Genomic DNA, 21,642 nt, shown 5'->3' on the forward strand with positions numbered 1-21,642 from the left:
GGAATTAAGGAGAGGGATTGAGAAGTCAGGGTGAGGTTTTATATTTAATTTTACCCACTTACTCATTTATAACCAGCGAACGAGACGCTTGTCCTTTAGAACATCCTGTAAAGCATTTGTAGTGTCCGGGTCTCGCTCGCTGTTGTTAGCTAGCCAAAATACTCGGACACAATTAATTTGGTCAAATACTGCTAGATTTGATAAATTTTGAATTATGCAGATGCGATACCTTTGCGTTTCTAAAGGTTTATCTTATCAATCAACTAATAATAATTAATCAAATAGAGTACTACTAATTCACCACATTAAGTTATGATTGCTTGAAAGAATGCAAGAATTTCCCCGGTAACAATAAGTAAAAGATATTTGTCAGTTCTATATACCATATACCTTGAGAAGTCTAGATTACCACGACCACATAAAACTAATGTGGTGGAGTAGTAAGGGCGAATAAACAGGAAAAGATCGACAAACAGAATTAATCCCCCATTCCCAATTTAAAAAGAGGTTATTATGTGTGCTACCTTAACCCCCAATCGTAAAAGAGATGTCCAGGTTGCTGAGATTGGTCAAGATACAATAGTTTTGCGATCGCGAACTTGGGAACGATTAAAGTTTGAAGTTGAATATTCACGTCAACGCGGAACTACAGCAAATTCTTATCTGATCCAAGCGGATAAAAAAGCCTTAATTGACCCTCCCGGTGAGTCTTTTACCGAAATCTATCTCCAGGAACTAGCGGAACATTTGGATTTGACTACTCTAGATTATATTATTCTGGGTCATGTCAACCCGAACCGTAGAGCCACTCTAAAAGTATTACTCGCTCAAGCTCCTCAAGCCACCTTAATTTGTACTCGTCCTGCTGCTAATGCACTCAAAACCGCTTTTCCTGAATGGGAATCGCGCATTCAAACTGTGCGGGATGATACTTTAGATTTAGGACGGGGACATCAACTAAAATTTGCGAGCGTACCAACTCCCCGTTGGGCTGATGGACTTTGTACTTATGATTCTGCTACAAAAATTCTCTATACAGATAAATTTTTCGGCGCTCATATTTGCGAAGATGATTTATTTGATAAAGACTGGAAAAGTTTAGATGCAGAACGTCGTTACTATTTTGATTGTCTCCACGCACCACAAACTAAACAAGTCGAAGCTGCTCTAGAAAAGATGGCCGTTTTTCCAGCAAAATCCTATGCTCCCGCTCATGGACCAGTTGTTAATTACAGCCTTAGTCGATTTACTTATGATTACCATCAATGGTGTCAGGGGCAAAAAGTTCAAGAGTTGAGTGTTGCTTTGCTTTATGCTTCTGCTTATGGAAATACAGCAATTTTAGCAGGGGCGATCGCCAACGGTTTAATTGAGAATGGAGTTAATGTAGAATCGATCAACTGTGAACTTGCAGAGACTGCTGACATTACCCGGATTGTAGAAACCTGCGATGGCTTAATTATTGGCTCTCCGACATTAGGAGGTCATGCACCTACTCAAATTCAAACGGCTTTAGGAATAATTCTCTCAACAGCAGCTAAAACCAAGTTAGCAGGGGTGTTTGGTTCTTATGGTTGGAGTGGAGAAGCAATTGATTTACTAGAAAACAAGCTCAAAGATGCTAATTACCGTTTAGGGTTTGAATCAATCCGAGTCAAATTTACTCCCACACCCGAAATTTTGCAACAATGTCAGGAAGCTGGTGCATTATTTGCCCAAAACTTGAAGAAAGCCAAGAAACTGCGTACTCCCCGACAAGTTGTTACAGAAACCCATGTAGATCGTACCGAACAAGCAGTAGGAAGGATTGTGGGTTCCTTGTGTGTAGTTACAACTTGTGTTAGCGGAGCGGCTCTGAAAGAGCATGGAGACACCCACAACGGAGTTTTAACTTCTTGGGTATCTCAAGCAACCTTCAGCCCACCAGGAATCATGATTGCGATCGCTGACGAACAGAATGCAGACTTAATATGTCATCCCGGCAGTAAATTTGTGTTAAATATCCTTAAAGAAGGTAGAAATGTGCGCCGTTATTTTTCTCGGAATAACACATCAGGAGATAATCCATTCATCAATCTTTCTACTAAAACTGCTGTGAATGGTTGTCTTATTCTCACTGAAGCATTGTCCTATTTAGAATGCACCGTACAAAATCAAACCAAATGCGGTGACGGATGGTTAATTTATGCTGTAGTAGATAATGGTGAAGTTTTAGAAAATGAAGGTTTAACCGCTCTGGAACATCGTAAATCTGCTAGCTATTGTTAGTTTATTTAATAATCCATTTTCGCCAATCAACATTATTTTCCTCGCATGGTTGATATAATTCTGGTTTCCCAGATACAAGTACTTCAGCAATCATTTGCATAGACTTAGTTCTACTCGGCAGATAAAATTCAGAATTAGAGTTATAAACATCGGGATGATGCCAATTATCTAGTTGAATAATTTGAGATAATTCAGCCGGTACTATTTCTCTAAATTCTATTTCACTTGCTAAAATTCTGGCTCTGTACCTGTTTACAAGATGAATTATCAAGTCGAAATCAATATAATCAGATAAATGAGGATTTCTCTCAATTTCATTTGAATTGATCGTAAATTGTTCGTCGCGAATGGTTATAAATATAGATTTGGGAATTTCCTCTTGATTGTCCTCTAATTCACCTAAAGGATACTTAACCGGAAAATAAGTAACGAAGGGTTCGTTTATTAGCAAACGACTTCCAAATCCAGAGATCGTTAGCACTGGTTCAACACCATTTAAGCTATACCAACTAACCACTTGCTCTATGGTCAAAGCCCAGTCTCGGTCGTTTCTGAATCCAGTTAAACGAGCCGTTACCATATCGTAATTCATATTATCAAAACCTGGGAAATCCAAGTTACCCGCAGCTTTATCCAGGTAGTCGAGAATATTTTCTGTAGTAAAATTTGCCATAGAAGATTAAGTATTTTTCTTAAGATAGCATTTAGCGTCAAGAACTACACTAATCTTTCGTTAAAAGTGTTATTTATGATGGAAATTATAATTCGCGATTAACTTGATAACTATGATTAATCCCAGGGAAATATACGATTTATTGTTAGATTATGGCACTACAGATACTCAAGTAAAAGAAATTATCATCGGTTTAACTTGGACTTTATGTTTAACCGAAGGTGCTGGTTTATGTATGAGTCCTGGTATAGTCACTCGCACATTACCTTGGTCAGGGACTTTGGTAAACAAGTCTATTTCCGAGTTGGCTCCTTGGTTGCGTTCGTGGGATGCTCATCAAGCCACTGTAGCAATGGCTGCGATTAATTCTGTAATCAATTCTTCATCTTTACCCAATACTGGTACTCTTTTATCTCCCGATAGTTCTGCTAATTTAGCGGTATTTGAGCATTTTTTACCCCAAATTCGCCACAAAAATGTTTGCATAATTGGACGTTATCCGGGATTAAATAAGTATTCCGAGGAAATGCAAATGAAAGTAATTGAACTCCAAGCGGGACCGGAAGATTTTCCCGCACCGGCTTCAGAATTTTTAATCCCAGAAGCTGAGTGGGTATTTTTAACTGCAACTTCTATAGTTAACAAAACCTTTCCTCGTTTAGTTGAGTTAGCAAAGAATTCTAAATTAGTTTTAATGGGACCAACTCTTCCTTGGTTGTCAGATTTAAAACAAATGGGAATCGATTATTTAGCTGGAGTTAAAGTTACTAATTTACCAGCTTTAAGAGAAACAGTTGCAGAAGGTGGTGGTGTGAGAATATTTGAAACTGGTATTCAATATAGTGTAGTTGAGTTGTGAATTAAAGATTTTAACTATTTATTCTCTCTGCGTTCTCCCTATCTCAGCATTTTTTAAGCAATAGTTTTTGAGCGTAATAGAAATAGCTTATACTTTTTCATATAATGCATCTACTTGAAACATGAAAACAGACAAGATTTTTTATAAACTTTTTGGCGAATTTCCTGATATATTTTTTGAATTGATTGGAAAACCATCTACCACATCAAATCTATATACATTCAAAAGCCAAGAGATTAAAGAAACCAGTTTTAGACTTGACGGTATATTTATCACACTAGATTCATCAGATAAAACTACCAAAGAACCAATTTACTTTGTAGAAGTTTAATGTTACAAAGACAAACTATTTTACGATAGATTCTTAACCAGCATTCTTCTTTATTTCTACCAGTATCAACCATCAAATCCAAATTGGTATGCTGTAGTCATTTTTGATACTCGTAAAAACGATGTAGATTATCCCCAGCGTCTAAATTCACTGAAAAATCCCCATTTACGCTGCTTTTATCTGGATGAGATGGAAAGCGTATCATCTGATTCGTTAGGATTAGGAATTATCAAATTAATTGTTGAAGAAAATCAAAAAGCCAAAATATCAGTACAGCAGCTAATTGATAAAGCAAGACTTGAAGTTAAAGATGCAGCTATCCAAAGAAAAGTTTTAGAATTGATAGAGGCTATTCTAGTTAATAAATTTCCTAATTTAAATCGGGAGGAGATAAAAGAAATGTTAAGTTTAGAATTAATTAAGGGTACGAGATATTACGAAGAGTTGAAAGAAGAAGTCAGGGGAGAAGTTAAGGAAGAAGTCAAAGTAGGAATGATAACAAAACTTCTACAGCGTGGAATGACTGTGGAAGAAATAGCCGACATTTTAGAGTTAGATGTAAAACTTGTGAGAAAGGTAGTAGAAGAGAGTTAAATACAGAAATCCGTAGGTAACTTTCTATAAAAGAGACGTAGCATTACTACGTCTCTACATTGTTTTTCTGCAAAGGTCTGATAATTGATTCATAAAGGATATTTACTATGAAGCTGCTTGCATTCTTCCTTTAATATTCCAGATTTTATTTTTATAGAAGTCGGACATTTAGCGATAATTTCTTCACATGACATATTAATCATATTGGGGTTGTAATCATCTCCAAAATCATCAGCACCCGCACCATAGACTATTTCGGAAATACCAGCCCAAAAGCAAGTAGCTGCACACATTGCACAAGGTTCGCAGGTAGAATAAAGCGTATAACCAGATTCTAAAGAAGCGGTTTTTAGACGGGTGGTTAATTTACGTAAAACGTTAACTTCAGCATGAGCAGTTGGGTCTGCACCAGATTCTACAGTATTTCCGGCTCGTTCGACAATTTCATTATCCTTGACAACTACCGCACCAAAAGGAGTTTTGCTCTTTTCTGCTTCTGCGATCGCAACTTGCATTATTTCTTCAGGGGTCATAATCGGCTGTCAATTATTAGTTATCAACTAACAATTATCAACGATATATAAAGAATTGGTACAATTTTTTGATTTTAAGTAAAGACAAATAAATATTTGGGGACAAAATTCCGTTAAATTACGACTACAGAATCATATACCCAATTACCAATTACCAATTACCATGATAATAGACAGTTTTCGCGCTAAATTACGCAAAGAAGCGCAGATTTGGAGAGATGAAGGACTTATACAGGATTCTCAGTACGAACTATTATCCCAAAAATATCAGTTTGATAGTTTAGATAATGTTGCTCAAGACCGCTTCATTTTCATTTTGATTGGAGTCGGTTGTATCCTTGTAGGATTGGGTGCAATTACTTTTGTCGCGGCTAATTGGCAAGCATGGTCGCGTGAAGTAAAGTTAATTTTACTATTAAGTTTATTTTTTGCAACAAATATTATTGGTTTTTTCCTGTGGAGAGAACCCATATTAGATAATGCGGGTAAGAAACGACGACAGCGTAAGCGAATATTCGGACACGGATTGTTACTTTTAGGGGCTTTACTTTTGGGCGCAAATATGGCTTTTATGGCGCAGACATTCCATATTAGCGGTGCTGATTATGAGTTATACATATACTGGGGAATTGGCGTTTTGGTAATGGCTTATAGCCTCCGCTTAGCTTCTTTGGGAGTATTCGCTTTCGTCCTCGTTAATGTTGGATATTGGATGGGATTAGGAAACTTGTGGAGCGTTAATAATGAATTTTCTTTGACACGATTGATGATAGAACATATGCCAATTTTATGGTTGGCACTATTTGTACCGCTTGCTTATATTTGTAAATCGCGGTGGATTTTTGCGTTATCTACAGTTGCTTTTGCAACTTCATTGCAGTTTAGTTTAGAAAGATATTATAGATACTCAACTTCTTTAGTTAATTCTTTTACTTTTGCACTTCCAGCAGCGTTATTGTGGAGTTACGATGATTTACTGTTTCCCAAAGTTAATCAAAGATGGTTTCAATCGGTTGCGCGTAATTTAGCACTGTTATTTCTCAGTATTCTATTTTATATACTTTCCTTCAAGGGATATTGGCAATTTTCTAATTATTCTTCTGCAAATAACAACCCGATACCAAATTTATTTTTGTTAATACATTTGGGAATTCTTACCGCTTTAGCTATATACCAATGGTTTCATTTGCTGCGTCAAAGAATAGATATTACAAATATTGCGATCGCCATCTTTTTGGTAATATCAGCTTTTGCTCCAATAGCGCGTCAAAATATTGGTGAAACGGCAGTTTTAGCAATATTTGTATTCAATTTGATGTTAGCATTATTAGCCTGCGGAATGGTTCGTCAAGGATTGCAATTAAATCAAAGACGGGCTTTTTGGGGAGGAATGATATTGTTAACGCTACAAATTATTACCCGGATGCTCGAATATGATACGGCTTTATTATTGAAATCTTTGGTTTTCGTATTATGTGGAGTCGCTGTTATTGGTGCAGGATTATGGTTTGAACGCCATTTATCAGTTAGCAGTCAACAATTAACTAATAAATAATCATGAAATCTCAACCTTTTCCCGATGAATCTTCTGAAAAACAACTTATTCCAGATTCTCAGATAAATTTGCCATTAGCTAATAAGCCAATACCAATATTACGTTTAGTAATACCTTTATTAATTCAAGCCGGTTTACTTTTAGCAATACCAGCCCAATCAATTCAAACTTACCTTACAGGTAAAACGGTGATTTTACAAACCGTACCTGTAGACCCTTACAGTATATTAACTGGTTACTATCAAACTTTAAGTTATGACATCTCAACAAAAAATACTTTAGAAAAACTTCCTGGTAGTAAGGACTTATTAAAAGATGGAAACGGTTTTTATGTAGTACTCCAGCAAGAAAAAACTATTGGTAAGGGAATTCCTAAAGCTTGGAAACCAGTACGGTTAAGTGAAAAACTTCCCGATTCCCTTCCCGAAAACCAAGTAGCCTTAAAAGGGAAATATCAATATAATTCAGTTACATACGGTTTAGAAAAATATAATATTCCAGAAGACCAACGTAACCAAATTAATGAGAATATATCTCAAGCTGCAAGAAGCGCAACACAAAGAGATGAACAACCTATTGTAGTGGAAATCAAAGTTGATTCCCAAGGTAAATCGGTACCTATAAGTATGTGGGTAAAAGAACGTAATTATAGGTTTTGATAGTTATGAGTTATCAGCGAGCAGTCAATATCTATTTTTATAAATGCAGTGTTATGTTTTTACCGGACATCAAATCACTTAATGTGTAAACTGATGAATTTAAAACTATTCACTATTCACTGTTCACTGTTCACTGCTTACTGATTCACTCTTCGCGACGTAATTGCCAAGCGGCTCCAAAAGCTGCTCCCGCACCGGCAAGCAAACCAGTACTCATTCCCTGTATAGTTTTATTAACAGGGTTTTGAGTCAAACATTCGCTTGTCACCTGAGTAGCTTGCATACACATAGTACTTTCAGCCCAGCTAGAGGTACCACCCAGCACCACACCAGAGACGCTACAGGAAACAATTAATAATAAAAGGCGTTTATTCTTTCTATCCATAGATAGGTTTCTGAATATCTTAAGGAATATTTTTCTTTATCCAATGTACATAAAAGTTGGTGTATTGTCAGCATGATTTATATAAAACTATAAGTTTTTCTCAGGTATTTTTTTTTGTGTGGAGTGAAAATATAAAATCATTCGTAAGAAAGATTAATGGGTTCGTACAGTAGTAAGGACACATATAAGTTATCAGGGGTCGGGGTAGTGCGAGAGTCCCGCTCGATGGTTGCTTTTAGCTCGATGGTTGTAACGAGCGAATTCGGCTCGCACTAGGAATGCATAACCCAGCAAAATTAATGTGGTGGAGTAGTAGTGCATTTCATTAGTTTTGATGGGCTTTTATATTCTGTAGTGCCAGCGTCTCGCTCGCTAGTAAATAAATTAACCCGTCATATTTAATGCAATCGACCAGTAGTATAGGACTTACACATTGACAGAAAATACAAAATATGGATGTGGGGAAAGCCATATTTATAGGGGTTTAGCAGTGCTAAACCCCTACTATTGCATTGATTTTAATTTTAATGAGTGAGAAATTCGTAGTGGGAGCGTCTCGCTCCCTGGTGGTAGCTAGCGAGCTTTTCGGCTCGCACTAAAAATACATTACCAATCAAAATTAATCTGATGAAATCCTCATAGTTCACACCAACCGAAATTTCGATTTAGTCAAAACCATTGTGGCTGCTAATCCAACAAATACGCTGACAGGTACCTGTGATTCCGGTACTTTCTTGCGTATCGGCTCATCTTTTTTTACATATGTATAAGAAACTGCGACAGTCGCACCTGCATAAGTTTCAAAACCAGCTAACAGATTACCTGCACCTGTAGCTTTTGAGTTACCTATAGCTTCAACAAATAATTTAAAACTACCATCGCCAATAAAGGGGGTAAAATCATCTTTGACGGTGAAAAATGCCGATTCTTTTTTAGTGTTAGAAATTTTTGTTAATGTCACACCCGAAGTGCCACCAAAATCTAAGCTTCCATCGTATGCGTCCAATTTCTGCGTTACCGATGCAGTAGGTAAACTTACCAGTAGTAAGGAATTATCTGGCTTCTTTAAACTAATTTCAGCGGCAAGATTCCCGGTAATAACTGCTGCTTGAGCGTCTCTGTTTTCTAATTCTATCGAACCCTGCACTTCACCACTTAATTCAAATAGAACGCTTTCTAAATCGCCTAAGTTACTATTGAACTTTGGTAATGTGATTTGTTTTTTAAAGTTAGTTTTTTCTAAATCAATCAAGTTTTCATATCTAATTGTAGAAGCTTGTACAGCATTTATCGGTGCTAATATTGCAGCAAAAGCTGTCACCATCACCTGAAGCTTAGAAATGGATAGATGCATAATTATTCAACCTATATATTGTTTGCGTTTTTTAATGACTGTCAATTCAACGCACCCTTGTCTCTAAAAAAGAGATTAATTGAGTTAGATATTTTAAGCAATATTACTTAAGTAAATTCATGAAAAGTTTATATAAAAACTCCGGATATGTCCAGTTATATATATTTTATGTAAGTAAAAAATAAATGATTTGTTCTAGTTGGTTCTGTTAGTAAAAGCTTTACAAATCAACAGTTAATACTTTATAAACTTGATTGTTTTTAATATATTGCTTGAAATGGAACGTGGGTATGGTATTTGTACTGAATTTGGGGCATGATTGAAGCGAGGGTTATTTTAGTTGTAGGTTAGCTTCACGGCGCACGAAGAAATATAGCTAGTCAGGAAAAATTATATTTGCAACCTAAACCAACGTTGCATTATTGGAATTTAAAAAAATGCAAACGAGGATAATAATCTTTATCGCAATTATGATGTTGGGTTACGACACGATTAAAGTAGATTCTCGTGATGAAAACAAAATTGGTTTTCGTGTCTAACCCAACCTACCATCTACCATCTTTGGATAATAATGTTTGTAAGCAATTATGATGTTGGGTTACGACACAATTAAAGTAGATTGTCGTGATGAAAACAAAATTGGTTTTCGTGTCTAACCCAACCTACTATCTTATTCATTGACTAATTTACTCAACGATCAAATTAAAAGGTAAACGAGCATACACACCTAACGGGTCATTCATCTGTTGTAAAGTTGCCAATTCTGCTTGTAATTTCTCAAATTCCTTAGTCAAAGGATGATTTGCTTTTAACGGATTACTACTTTGATTAATTTTTAAAACAGTTTGGGCATCTTCAGCGACTTTACCAAAAAAGCGTTCGCTAAAGGTGCTGGCTTTGGGATACTCTTCCAATTGCCATTTATCTCCTAACTTTGCTTCGGTCGCTGCATATGCGATCGCAGCATCTAAACCACCGATTTCGTCAACTAAACCAATATCTTTTGCTGCTTTCCCAGACCAAACTCTGCCTTGAGCGATTTCTGCAACTCTTGCTTGCGGTAAGTTTCTACCTTTGGCGACTTTATCTACAAATTTACCGTAAATTCGGTTGACGCTACTTTGAAAAATCGCTAATTCTTCGGGAGATTTGGGACGAGTTGTGGTTGCAATATCCGCATAACGTCCGGTTTTAACGCTATCCCAAGTTATACCGTTGTCGTTGGCTATTTTTTGAAAATTCGGTATGCTCCCAAATACACCGATGGAACCCGTAACGGTATTCGGTTCGGCAAAAATCCGGTTGGAATCTACAGCTATCCAATAACCACCGGATGCTGCGGTATCACCCATTGATACTACAACTGGTTTGACATCGCGAGTTAATCGGATTTCTCGCTGAATGATCTCGGATGCGGTAGCGCTACCACCAGGAGAGTTTATCCGTAAAACCACTGATTTAATATCTTTATCTTGACGAATTCGGTGGAAAATTTGAGCAAAACGGGTTCCTCCGATTTCTTCGCTTTCTCCATCACCATCAACAATACTGCCTTCTGCATAAACTACGGCTATCTTGTTTTCGGAGTTTCGGTTTTTACCCATATCGCCAATTTGAGCGTATTGGTTCAAATCAATTTGTTTAAAAGATATTTCTTTGCTCTGGGTCTTGGTTAACTCTTTGAGTTCGGTAACTACTTCGTCATAATAGGCAACTTTATCTACCAACCGGTTAGTTTTGGCTTCGTCGGCTTCTAAAATACCCTTACTATCGGCGATCGCTTGCAGTTGTTGCGGGGTCATTTTGCGGCTTTTACCTACAGTACCGCGCCATTCTCCCCACAAATCGTCCAATAATGTTTGAATTTGTTCGCGGTTCTCCGGACTCAATTGTTTTAAAATCAGCGGTTCAACAGCACCTTTGAACTTTCCAACCCGGACAATTTGTACCCCCACACCAAACTTTTCCAAAGCTCCAGCTAGGAACATTGGTTGCGAACTCAAACCGTTAATTTCCATTCCTCCATAGGGATTTACCACAACGGTATTCGCTACCGAACTCAGATAATATTCTTTTTCACCCCATCCGACACCGTAAGCAACAACTTTTTTACCCGTATCGCGAAATTGTGTTAATGCTTGGCGAATTTCTTTGAGAGTTGCAAAACCAGTACTTTCTGTTCCCGAAGAGTCTCTTGCATCCAAATAAACACCAACAATTCGGTCGTCGGTACGGGCTTTTTCTAAAGCATCCAAAACTGATCGCAGCGTCATCCGTTTTTGATTATTACCCGACAACGCTTGCTGCAAAATTAAACTCGAATCTGGTTCCCCATCAGTGATTTTGGTTGATAAATCAAACACCAACATTGAAGAATCTTTTACTTTTGGTCCCGAATCAGTGGAAGCAGCAGCAAAAAGTAGCAAAATAAACCCCGTACTGCCCAAACCGACAAAAATCAATAATCCTAATAAGCTACCAATTAAGCTGGCAAAAGTTTGCTTGATAAAATTACCCATATCATTTCCTCTTAATCCTCTGCTTTATTAATAAGTATTTACGTTTAGTTGATTAGTTATACCAATTTGAACAATAGATGTAACTGATGGATTTTAGCAAATGTTGCTGTATTAGCTTTTTTAAACCCAATAAAATTCAAAATGGTATTAGGTTTATAGTCACTTTAACCGCGAAAACGGGGCAACTACAAACCAAAAAATTATCAAGAGCATTTCATTTCAGTTTTCATAAATCATGCTTCAGCCTTTGTGTATATATTTGTGATGTCCGCGAAAAAGACCTAAATAGTCAATAAATCACAAATAAAATCTTATTGTGCTTTTTGTAAACAATCAGAATGTTTTAGCTGTTCTAGTGTAGCGCTACCAGTACAAAATAGTACCGTACTAATTTCGGCAATTAAAACTTTGGCTAAATCGTAAAGGGTAGCTTCAGAAGATGTAGCGGCTTGTAAAAACGGCATCGCTAACCCTGCAATATCCGCTCCCAACGCGATCGCCTTCGCAACATCCACTCCATGACGCAAGCCTCCCGAAGCAATCAAAGGTACATCAGGTGCGATCGCCCGAATCCCCGTGATACATTCCGCTGTCGGTACCCCCCAATCTGCAAAGGTTCTGCCCAAACGTCGCTGTAAAACATTATCAGCACGTTCGCTTTCTACCAAAGCCCAAGAAGTGCCACCCGCACCAGCTACGTCAATTGCTGCAACTCCTGCTCCAATTAGCTTGTGAGCCATTTTAGCCGAAATTCCATTCCCGACTTCTTTCACGATTACCGGCACTGGTAACTTTGAACATAAAGTGGCGATTTTGTCCAGCACACCCCGGAAATTAGTATCACCTTTGGGTTGAATGCATTCTTGTAAAGGATTGAGATGCAAAATCAGCGCATCGGCTTCCAATATATCAACAACTCGCAAACATTCATCCAAACCGTAATTGTAATTTAGTTGGACTGCACCCAAATTAGCAAACAATAGTACATCGGGAGCATATTTACGAACTGCAAAAGTATCGGAAACCTCTGGATTTTCTACCGCAACTCGTTGAGACCCAACACCCATAGCTAATCGGTAATGTTGAGCAACTTTCGCTAACCGACAATTGATAGTCTTGGCTTCTTCGGTTCCCCCAGTCATCGAAGAAATCAATAGCGGTGCGTTCATCAGTTTTCCCAAAAATGTAGTACTGATATCGATTTCGTCCCGGTCAATTTCCGGTAGACAAGAATGGTCAAAATGATATCGTTCCAAACCAGATGTTGTTTGACGAAACTGAACATCTTCCTCTAGACAGATGCGGATGTGATCGGCTTTACGGGATTCGGTTGCTGCTGAGTAATTTGTAGAAATCTTCACGGTGGAGACTGGAATTAATATTAACTGCTATTTTCTCAGTCTCTAGTATTTTGGGATTTTTTAGAGTCAAACAAGAACTTTTGATTACTTTATTAACAATTGGCACAACTTTCAGATAATTTAGCTTTGTGTTGCGGGAGACAATAGAAAATAGGGGATAGGGAATAGGGAATAGAATCAGCTACGATAATAAGATTCTGCTCCCGTAATTTTATAGGTACCAAAGAACATATACAGCATAATGCCGTTACATTCCTTCTACTCCCTCTCTTGGTCAGCTACAAGATGCGACTTGCGTCGTCGCGGGGTCTGACCGCTACTCCCTACTAGCAATTCCTTGACAGTATTAATTTGCTCTTGAGTAAAAGCTGCTTTTTTCAGATGACTTAAAAAAGTAGGTTGAATATATCTTGCATCTAAGTTAATAGCTTGACGGTAAACTTGTTGAGCAAGACTTTTATCTTTATTATCCCAATAAGATATTGCCGCAGCAACTAAAGGATGAGGATTATTTGGTTCTAATATAGCAGCACGGTTAGCGGTTGTAATAGCTAAGGGATAAATTTTTAGTTGATGTAATGCCAAACTCAAATTATAAAATGCAATTTCGTTATCTGGTTTGAGAAATCCAGCCCAACTGTGAACTATTACTGCTGCTGGTAAATTTCCATCGACTAAATAAACGATTCCTAAAGCATTGTAAGCAGGAACAAAATCAGGTTTTTGATAAATAGCTTTCCATAAAGATGTAGCAGCTTCTCCTTCCTTACCAGCCAAATGTAAAGTCCAACCTAAATTCACTCTTCCCGAAATATTTTCTGGTTCTAATTCAACAGATTTTTCCATCGCTGTTATGGCTTCATTGTATCGTCCCTGTTGCCGGAGTTGAAGTCCGAATAGTCGATATTCACCCGCAGATGCAGCAAAAGCCGGTTGATATATTATTAAAAAAACTGATGAAACAAGTATCGGAATAATTCTTTTGACAGCAGGAATCATCATAAAAGCTAAATAAAATAATACTTTATTGATAATTGATTAAGCTGCATTGGTTTATTTGTCGAGTACAGTATGATACTTTTAAGAATGAGTTTTTATATTAGTTTCTATTTAGCGTTTATACATGATTGATTTAGGGGGAAAAGTAATTTTAGTTACAGGTGCTTCATCCGGGATTGGTGCGGTAACGGTAAAAGTTTTAACAAAAGCTGGTGCTGAAGTAATTTTGCATTATGGGAATAATTTAGAAAAAGCACAAACAGTTGCAGAAAGTATTGGTAGCAATAGTATTCATTTATTACAAGCAGATTTATCTGTAGAAAATGCATCGGTAAAATTATGGCGAGATGCCTTATCTTTAACCGGACATATTGATGTTTTAATTAATAATGCAGGAATAATGCGATCGGCAGGAATAGAATCCGAACTTGATATTTGGACAGCAGCTTGGAAAAACACTTTACAGGTAAATTTGATCGCTGTAGCTGACTTATGTAGGGAAGCTATTCCACATTTTAAAAGTCGTAACGGTGGAATAATTATTAATATCGCCAGTCGTGCAGCATTCCGAGGTGATACCCCAGAATATATGCACTATGCTGCTTCTAAAGGTGGTGTTGTTGCTTTAACTCGGAGTATTGCCAGAGGTTTTGGAAGTGATGGTATTTTAGCCTATACCGTTGCACCGGGTTTTGTTCGTACCGAAATGGCAGAGAAATTTATTCAAGATTACGGTGAAGATTTCGTAACTCGTGATATTCCTTTGGGTAAAATAGCCCCTCCCGAAGATGTGGCAAATGTCATTGCTTTTTTAGCATCGGGTTTAGCACCTCACGCTACAGGTACAACTATTGATATTAATGGTGCTTCTTACGTGCGTTGAAAAATATTTTTAACTTAAAGGAATTAATAACGGAATTAAAAAGATAAAAATGAAGATAAAAAAGTCGAACTACATTAACTCTTAACTCTTAACTCTTAACTCCTAACTCCTAACTCCTAACTCCTAACTAAAACTACTCTTCCACACTCTCAACAAACTTCGACGCAAACTTAATTTTCTTAGCTCTATACCAAAAATCATTTATTTCATTCCAAAGAAATCCCCGGTTAGGTGCATTAATTGGAAAATCAGTCAGAATACTCGCCATTGAACCTAAATCTTCACCATTTGCAGAAACAAGATAACCAGTTTTTTCTTTCTCATCAATCCCCACAATGTAAGTAGGTGCGGGATATAAAGACAACCCATCTATGGATTCTTTAGAGAATTTAACTTTCAAACGATTATCTTTTTTTGTATATCCTGTTTTTGTACTTTTCAACTGTACGAAACAAAAGGGGATATAATCTTTTTGTCCGATTAATTCCACAACGCAATCAACATGAGGTAAGTAATCATCTAAAAATCGAATATTAAAAATAGCTCCATCATCCGAATGAGCTTCCGTCATTAAAGCCACGAAAATATCTTTTACTGATTGTTCTAATTCATTCACCATCTTTATCAATCTCCCTTTACAACAAGTAATATCGCTTCGATTCTCGCAATAATTCCGTAACAAACTATTTAAATCTTTCTATGTTAAAAATGTCAACACTAGCAATTCGGATATATTCAATATCTTCCAAGTTCTCAACACCAAACTTTTTTATAGACAAGATAAAACAAGAGCCAATTATACGTAAATCAAATGGTATCACATGAGTGGGAATATCAAACATCCATCCCGTACCAGCCCATGCTGTATTTTCTGAGCGTTGCCATACTACCTGGGTGTATCCTCCATTTAAGTGAAAAATTACTCTTACAACTTCTTTTTCAAGAATAAATTCCTCTTTCATCAAATTACTTTGCTATTAAATAAGGGCAGGCAAGAATGCCCACCCCACAAGATTTATCTTCTATTTATGCAACACCTTAATCCAAAATTCTAAGCTGTTTCTCGCAACTTATCCAACACGCTGGTATCTTCCAAAGTCGAAGTATCCCCAGAAACCTCTTGTCCTGCTGCTAAACTACGCAACAATCGCCGCATAATCTTACCAGAGCGAGTTTTTGGTAAAGCATCGGTAAAGCGGATTTCACCCGGACGTGCGATCGCGCCGATTTCCTCAACTACGTGTTTTTTCAATTCTTTAGTCAACTCTTCACTACCTTGATGACCACCTTCCAAGGTCACAAATGCAACAATCTCTTCCCCTTTAATTTCATCGGGTTTACCCACCACAGCGGCTTCAGCTACCGCCGGATGGGAAACAAGAGCGGATTCAACTTCCATCGTACCTAGCCTATGTCCGGATACATTCAAGACATCATCAACTCTTCCCATTACCCAGAAATAACCATCTTCATCTTTTCTCGCACCATCACCAGCAAAGTAAACATATTTACCATCCTTGGGTGGAATATGTTCCCAATAGGTACGGCGGAAGCGTTCGGGGTCGCCGTATACTGTTCTCATCATACCGGGCCACGGATGACGAACTACGAGATATCCACCTTCGTTATTTTCAACCGTGTTGCCGTCTAAATCTACGATATCTGCAAGGATACCGGGAAAAGGACGAGTTGCGGAACCAGGTTTAGTCGCGATCGCGCCGGGTAAAGGTGTAATCATGATGCCGCCGGTTTCTGTTTGCCACCAAGTATCTACAATTGGACAGCGCTCGCCGCCGATTACCTGGTGGTACCACATCCAAGCTTCCGGGTTGATTGGTTCGCCTACGGTTCCCAGCAACCGCAGGGATGATAAATTCCGCGCTTTGGGATGTTCGTCACCCATTTTGGTAAAGGCGCGAATTGCTGTAGGTGCGGTGTAAAAAATTGTCACGCCGTACTTTTCCACTACATCCCAGAAACAGCCGGGATTCGATTTACGAGGCGCACCTTCGTACATTACCGTGGTTGCACCGTTGGAAAGGGGGCCGTAAACGATGTAGCTATGTCCAGTAATCCAACCCACATCAGCAGTACACCAATATACATCAGTATCCTGTAAATCGAATATCCATTTGGTGGTCATGTGGGTGTAAAGGTTGTAGCCACCAGTGGTGTGAACGACACCCTTCGGTTTACCAGTACTGCCAGAAGTGTATAAAACAAACAGCACATCTTCAGCATCCATTGATTCTGCGGGACAATCTGCGGAAACCTCTTTTTGTAAATCGTGCCACCAATAATCCCTTCCCGATTCCATCTGAACATCTTGCTTAGTACGCTGTACCACCAAGACCTTTTTTACCGAAGGTGCAGCGTTATTTTCCAAAGCCTTGTCAACTTGGGGCTTGAGAGGAACGATCGCATCCTTACGAAAACCACCATCGGCAGTAATTACCACATTTGCTTTGGCATCGTTTAATCTATCGCGTAAAGCTTCCGCACTGAAACCACCAAATACAACGTTGTGAGGAGCGCCGATTCTGGCACAAGCTAACATGGCGATCGCCGCTTCGGGAATCATCGGCATATAAATGCCCACGGTATCGCCTTTTTTCACCCCTAGTTGTTTGAGTGCGTTAGCGAATTGACTAACTTCGCGGTGCAACTGTGCGTAAGTAATGGTGCGCGAGTCTCCCGGTTCACCTTCCCAAATAATCGCGGCTTTATTTTTGCGGGCAGTAGTGAGATGTCTGTCAAGACAGTTGTAAGAAATATTAATTTTACCGTTAACAAACCACTTAGCAAAAGGTGGTTGCCAATCTAAAACAGTATCCCACTTTTGAAACCAGTCTAACTCTTGTTCGGCAAGTTCAGCCCAGAAAGCTTCGGGGTTTGATTTTGCCTTGTCGTAGAGACGCTGGTAGTCTTCTAAGCTTTTAATGTGGGCATTTTGCGAGAATTCTGCATTGGGAGGGAATAAACGCTTTTCTTGGAGAATTGATTCTATATTTGTTTCAGCCATAATTTGTAATCAAGTTCGTTATAGTTATTGTCTATTTTTAACTAATAAATGTCCGAGAATGTTTAGATTTTCCGGATTGCTATAGGAGTTATGAACTATGCATCTCTGGCGCATGATAGCAAGGAGTAAGATAAATACAAAGTTAATTGACATACATTGATACATTTCGATATTTCTATGGTGTATAAGATTAGCCCTCACCCTCGAAGGGTAAAATTTCTGAAGGCATAGTTAAATTTTTTACTATTGCTCCTTTGATGCGTTTAGCGGGATTTTATGACATTCCAATTCGTTTGACAATGGAAGATGTAGTTGGAATCACCATTGAAGACGAAGATAAAGTTATTAAAGGAAGGATGGATATTTTAGCAGTTAATCAAGCTGAAGCAACTATCGCACCGCCTTTTTGGGTTTTGGTAATTGAAACAAAAAATAGTGAGATCGATGTATTTGAAGGTTTACCGCAATTGTTAACTTACGCTTTCAAAAGTTTAGAGCAACAATCCTCAGTTTGGGGTTTAGTTACTAGAAGATTAATCAAAGTATTAATTACTACAAGTTATCTTAAAATATCATTAATATCTTACTATAAACACAGAATTAATCTATGAATAATGTTAAATAACTTTAATGGAAGCACAGCCACGAGAGATAAAAAACTATCAAACAGCAGATGGTAAAGAACCTTTTGCAAAATGGCTCGACTCGCTGCGAGATATGCGAGCAATAGATAAAATTGAAAAAAGGCTTAAGCGAGTTCAAGCAGGAAATTTAGGAGACTACCGTTCTGTAGGAGAAGGTGTTTTTGAATTTAGAATTAATTATGGATCTGGATATCGCATATATTTTGGACAAATAGGAACAGTAATTATACTTATTCTTTGTGGTGGCGATAAAAGTACACAAGAACAAGATATTCAAACAGCAAAGGAATATTGGAAAAATTATGAAAGAGATTAAAACACCGACAAGTACAAGTTATAGAGAATATCTAATTAATTCGTTACAAAATCCCGAACGTGCTGCTGGTTACATCGCAGTAATGTTGGAATTAGATGAGGAAGGTTACGACGCTAAAATTTTTCGTTCGGCTTTGGAAGAAGTTGTAGAAGCAAGAAAACGTAGCGATAATTATTCCGAAACAGCACAACAGCATTACGAACAACTCGATAAAATTCTGGCTGAAACTGGTGGTGCGGAAATTCTGAAGTTAGTGGAATTTTTGGATGCTTTGGGTTATCGAATTACTCTTGTGGATAAGGATTGAAAGGAATAGGGAACAAAAATTGTACTGAGTTATCTTCTGAAATGTAATTTCTATAGTAGTGCGAGCATCTTGCTCGCTCTTCCTTTTCTTCCTCCGCGCTCTCCGCGTCTCTGCGGTTTATTCTCATTATTATCGCAAATAAAAGATGGTGCGTTACGGCATTTTCAATATGGTAATTTAGAATTCAATATAATTCGAGCCGTAACACACCCTACAAGAAACCACTACCAATTACCTAAACTGGCAAACAAACAGTAAAAATACTTCCTTCACTCAACTTAGAACGTACCGAAACCTTACCACCCATTCCTTCAACCAAAGTTTTAACTATCGATAAACCCAAGCCAGTTCCACCAGTACGGTTACGGGCTTCATCTACTCGATAAAAACGCTCAAAAATCCGCGATTGATGTTGTAAAGGTATGCCATAACCCATGTCACAAACTTGAATGCATCCTTCATCTTCCTGCCGAGATAATTTTAAAGTTATCGGCGAATTTGCTTCGGAATACTTAACAGCATTGTCAATCAAATTAAGCAATACTTGTTTGAGACGGTTATAATCTGCTTTGACTTCAATTAAATATGTTGGAGCCTCAATTATAATATTGCGATCGCTGTATTTATCTGCCATTTCCACAACTTCGCTGACTACATCATTCAAGATGCAGTTTTCTATATTAAAATGTAAATTACCGTGGTCTGCTCTGGCTAATTCCAGCAAATCTTGTAATAAACTTATAGTACTTTCTGCTTCCGATGCAGCGGTTTCTAAAGCTTCCTTTTGGATTTCCGTTAAGTTCTGCTGTCGTCGCAATACGCTTTGCAAATAACCATGTACAATTGTTAGGGGAGTACGTAATTCGTGAGATACGTTACTAACAAATTGCCGCTCTTTCTCCCAAGATTCGGAAAGACGAGAAAGCATCATATTACAGGTTTCAGCTAACTGTTTAATTTCGGTAGGAGCTTTATCAAAATATAGTTGTGCTTTTCCTAAATCGTCAGCAGAAATCACTTCTGTCATTTGACTTAGCTCCCGTAAAGGTTTCAAAGAACGCTGAATATAAAAGGCGATCGCACTAGCCATGATAACTATTACGAAAACGCTAGTAACGCCCACACTTTGTATCATTGCGATAAACATGGCTTGATCGCGAGTAATATCTTGCGCTACCGAAATGTTTCCGATTATCTTCCCTTGTATTTTTAAAGAATCGCTACATAATACAAAATAGCTATTATTGATTTGGACAACTTTAGGTTTAATAGGTATACGTCTCAAAGAAAATAATTGATTTTCATGAAAGTTAGATGATTTGATTAAAGTATTGGATTTCACTAATACTTTATTGTCTAAGTTTTCTATCCATACTAATGTGTTATTATTCTTAAAATTATCAATTGCTTGGGAAATAGCTTTTTCTTGTGGAACCATTTTACTCAACATTTCTACATCATGCGGTACCTGTGTAGCAATTTCTTCAATATTCTTTTTATGACTTTCAATTAATATTTGCTGCATTCTCCAACCAGTCCAAGAAGCGAGACTTCCTAAACCCAAAATAGAAAAAGCAGCAACACCGGCTGTTAAACGTAATCTTAATGAATTCGGATCGATTTTTTTAATAAGCTTATTTATCCTTTTCATTTTTATAATTAAATAATTTATATTTATATAAAACTAACTTATTTACTTACTATATTGTCGGAACCTCACCCCCTTCCCCTCTCCTTACCAAGGAGAGGGGTGTCCGGAGGACGGGGTGAGGTTAAGAACACTTTTTATTTGCAAAATCACATTTATAAACAAATGGTTGTTCGAGTACTATGTTAAAACTGCATAACCGAAGGTTGCGTTAAACTTACGACACCAAATAGCTACAGATTTGAAGTTTGATACATCTACGTTTTCAGGAATTTCGTACTTTTGAACTCCATTCGTGCTTTTCAAAGCAGCAATACTTACATAATCAGCTTCTTTAATTCCGGTAATTGGTAACTTATCGTCTTTGTGCAGAATTACGAATAAATCGGGACCGTTATCGGATTTAAACTGGTTATCAAATTCAATGTATTTCTTCCCGTTTTCAGTAATAATACTAGCTGTTCCTTTGGTTGGATGTTCTGCGTCAATGAAAGCTCCCGAAGCCTGTACCGAACCAGTAGCAGGAGTTTGTGCAACTGTTTCTGCTTGTGGTTGAGTAACTGAATTCGGTTCTACATTTGTACAACCTACGCTTAATAAAGCAACCAGACCTAATATTGCTGCATACTTGAATTTCATTGCGGTGTCCTCAAATTAGTTTATGAATACACTTTAAGACTTTGTGCTACTAGATAAATTAATAGAAGCTGAGAAGTTGTTGAAAATTCGGCT

The 21,642-nt window shown here is 37.7% G+C and carries 19 protein-coding genes and 2 pseudogenes; 9 read left to right on the plus strand and 12 right to left on the minus strand.

What is annotated here, in order from left to right:
• Positions 1 to 513: 513 nt before the first annotated feature.
• On the plus strand, positions 514 to 2,268 hold the full coding sequence (locus VB797_RS29440) for a diflavin flavoprotein (RefSeq protein WP_323241324.1): 1,755 nt from the start codon (positions 514 to 516) through the stop codon (positions 2,266 to 2,268).
• A 1-nt stretch (position 2,269) separates the two neighbouring features.
• Here the strand turns inward: VB797_RS29440 and VB797_RS29445 are convergent, their stop codons facing one another.
• Entirely contained in the window at positions 2,270 to 2,941 is a 672-nt protein-coding gene (locus tag VB797_RS29445; protein WP_323241325.1) for a DUF7003 family protein, read from the minus strand.
• Between the two features lie 112 nt (positions 2,942 to 3,053).
• On the opposite strand from VB797_RS29445, the gene VB797_RS29450 reads away from it, so the two are divergent.
• Both VB797_RS29450 and VB797_RS29455 read left to right on the plus strand, forming a co-directional pair.
• Positions 3,054 to 3,800, plus strand: a complete 747-nt coding sequence (locus VB797_RS29450; protein WP_323241326.1) for a DUF364 domain-containing protein — start codon at positions 3,054 to 3,056, stop codon at positions 3,798 to 3,800.
• A gap of 121 nt (positions 3,801 to 3,921) precedes the next feature.
• A pseudogene (locus VB797_RS29455) lies at positions 3,922 to 4,725 on the plus strand (Rpn family recombination-promoting nuclease/putative transposase).
• A gap of 89 nt (positions 4,726 to 4,814) precedes the next feature.
• Here VB797_RS29455 and VB797_RS29460 read toward each other — a convergent pair.
• Positions 4,815 to 5,258 carry a nucleoside deaminase gene (locus tag VB797_RS29460; protein WP_323241327.1) on the minus strand — a complete coding sequence of 148 codons (444 nt, stop codon included), beginning with the start codon at positions 5,256 to 5,258 and terminating at the stop codon, positions 4,815 to 4,817.
• Positions 5,259 to 5,421: 163 nt separating this feature from the next.
• Between VB797_RS29460 and VB797_RS29465 the strand changes: the two genes are divergently transcribed.
• On the plus strand, positions 5,422 to 6,813 hold the full coding sequence (locus VB797_RS29465; RefSeq protein ID WP_323241328.1) for a DUF2157 domain-containing protein: 1,392 nt from the start codon (positions 5,422 to 5,424) through the stop codon (positions 6,811 to 6,813).
• Between the two features lie 2 nt (positions 6,814 to 6,815).
• The gene (locus VB797_RS29470) at positions 6,816 to 7,472 is read left to right on the plus strand and encodes a GDYXXLXY domain-containing protein (protein WP_323241329.1); all 657 of its coding nucleotides are present in this window, start codon (positions 6,816 to 6,818) and stop codon (positions 7,470 to 7,472) included.
• 145 nt (positions 7,473 to 7,617) lie between these two features.
• Here VB797_RS29470 and VB797_RS29475 read toward each other — a convergent pair whose 3' ends face one another.
• From VB797_RS29475 to VB797_RS29495, 5 genes are all read right to left on the minus strand, one after another.
• A complete protein-coding gene (locus VB797_RS29475; protein ID WP_323241330.1) occupies positions 7,618 to 7,857 on the minus strand; it encodes a hypothetical protein in 240 nt (79 codons plus the stop codon).
• 643 nt (positions 7,858 to 8,500) lie between these two features.
• Entirely contained in the window at positions 8,501 to 9,211 is a 711-nt protein-coding gene (locus VB797_RS29480) for a choice-of-anchor E domain-containing protein (RefSeq protein ID WP_323241331.1), read from the minus strand.
• A gap of 686 nt (positions 9,212 to 9,897) precedes the next feature.
• Complete coding sequence (gene sppA, locus VB797_RS29485) at positions 9,898 to 11,730, minus strand: signal peptide peptidase SppA (protein ID WP_323241332.1); 1,833 nt, start codon at positions 11,728 to 11,730, stop codon at positions 9,898 to 9,900.
• Positions 11,731 to 12,041: 311 nt separating this feature from the next.
• A complete protein-coding gene (gene fni / locus VB797_RS29490) occupies positions 12,042 to 13,091 on the minus strand; it encodes a type 2 isopentenyl-diphosphate Delta-isomerase (protein WP_323241333.1) in 1,050 nt (349 codons plus the stop codon).
• Between the two features lie 258 nt (positions 13,092 to 13,349).
• The gene (locus VB797_RS29495) at positions 13,350 to 14,093 is read right to left on the minus strand and encodes a tetratricopeptide repeat protein (RefSeq protein ID WP_323241334.1); all 744 of its coding nucleotides are present in this window, start codon (positions 14,091 to 14,093) and stop codon (positions 13,350 to 13,352) included.
• A gap of 121 nt (positions 14,094 to 14,214) precedes the next feature.
• On the opposite strand from VB797_RS29495, the gene VB797_RS29500 reads away from it, so the two are divergent.
• Complete coding sequence (locus tag VB797_RS29500) at positions 14,215 to 14,973, plus strand: SDR family oxidoreductase (protein WP_323241335.1); 759 nt, start codon at positions 14,215 to 14,217, stop codon at positions 14,971 to 14,973.
• Between the two features lie 133 nt (positions 14,974 to 15,106).
• Here VB797_RS29500 and VB797_RS29505 read toward each other — a convergent pair whose 3' ends face one another.
• From VB797_RS29505 to acs, 3 genes are all read right to left on the minus strand, one after another.
• A complete protein-coding gene (locus VB797_RS29505; protein ID WP_323241336.1) occupies positions 15,107 to 15,592 on the minus strand; it encodes a DUF4365 domain-containing protein in 486 nt (161 codons plus the stop codon).
• 64 nt (positions 15,593 to 15,656) lie between these two features.
• Positions 15,657 to 15,935 (minus strand): hypothetical protein, encoded by a 279-nt coding sequence (locus VB797_RS29510; RefSeq protein ID WP_323241337.1) that lies wholly within the window; start codon positions 15,933 to 15,935, stop codon positions 15,657 to 15,659.
• An 89-nt stretch (positions 15,936 to 16,024) separates the two neighbouring features.
• Positions 16,025 to 17,995: an acetate--CoA ligase gene (gene acs, locus VB797_RS29515; RefSeq protein WP_323241338.1), complete on the minus strand. Its 1,971-nt coding sequence runs from the start codon at positions 17,993 to 17,995 to the stop codon at positions 16,025 to 16,027.
• Positions 17,996 to 18,204: 209 nt separating this feature from the next.
• On the opposite strand from acs, the pseudogene VB797_RS29520 reads away from it, so the two are divergent.
• From VB797_RS29520 to VB797_RS29530, 3 genes and pseudogenes are all read left to right on the plus strand, one after another.
• Positions 18,205 to 18,522 (plus strand): annotated as a pseudogene (locus VB797_RS29520) (restriction endonuclease subunit R); the annotation flags it as partial.
• 103 nt (positions 18,523 to 18,625) lie between these two features.
• Positions 18,626 to 18,955 (plus strand): type II toxin-antitoxin system RelE/ParE family toxin, encoded by a 330-nt coding sequence (locus tag VB797_RS29525; RefSeq protein ID WP_323241340.1) that lies wholly within the window; start codon positions 18,626 to 18,628, stop codon positions 18,953 to 18,955.
• On the plus strand, positions 18,942 to 19,262 hold the full coding sequence (locus tag VB797_RS29530; RefSeq protein WP_323241341.1) for a transcriptional regulator: 321 nt from the start codon (positions 18,942 to 18,944) through the stop codon (positions 19,260 to 19,262). The genes VB797_RS29525 and VB797_RS29530 overlap by 14 nt, the downstream gene beginning before the upstream one ends.
• Before the next feature lie 235 nt (positions 19,263 to 19,497).
• Here VB797_RS29530 and VB797_RS29535 read toward each other — a convergent pair whose 3' ends face one another.
• Positions 19,498 to 20,913: a sensor histidine kinase gene (locus VB797_RS29535; protein WP_323241342.1), complete on the minus strand. Its 1,416-nt coding sequence runs from the start codon at positions 20,911 to 20,913 to the stop codon at positions 19,498 to 19,500.
• Positions 20,914 to 21,090: 177 nt separating this feature from the next.
• Entirely contained in the window at positions 21,091 to 21,549 is a 459-nt protein-coding gene (locus VB797_RS29540; RefSeq protein WP_323241343.1) for a DM13 domain-containing protein, read from the minus strand.
• Positions 21,550 to 21,642: the final 93 nt, after the last annotated feature.

It is taken from the genome of Rivularia sp. UHCC 0363, assembly GCF_034931125.1.
GTDB lineage: Bacteria > Cyanobacteriota > Cyanobacteriia > Cyanobacteriales > Nostocaceae > Rivularia.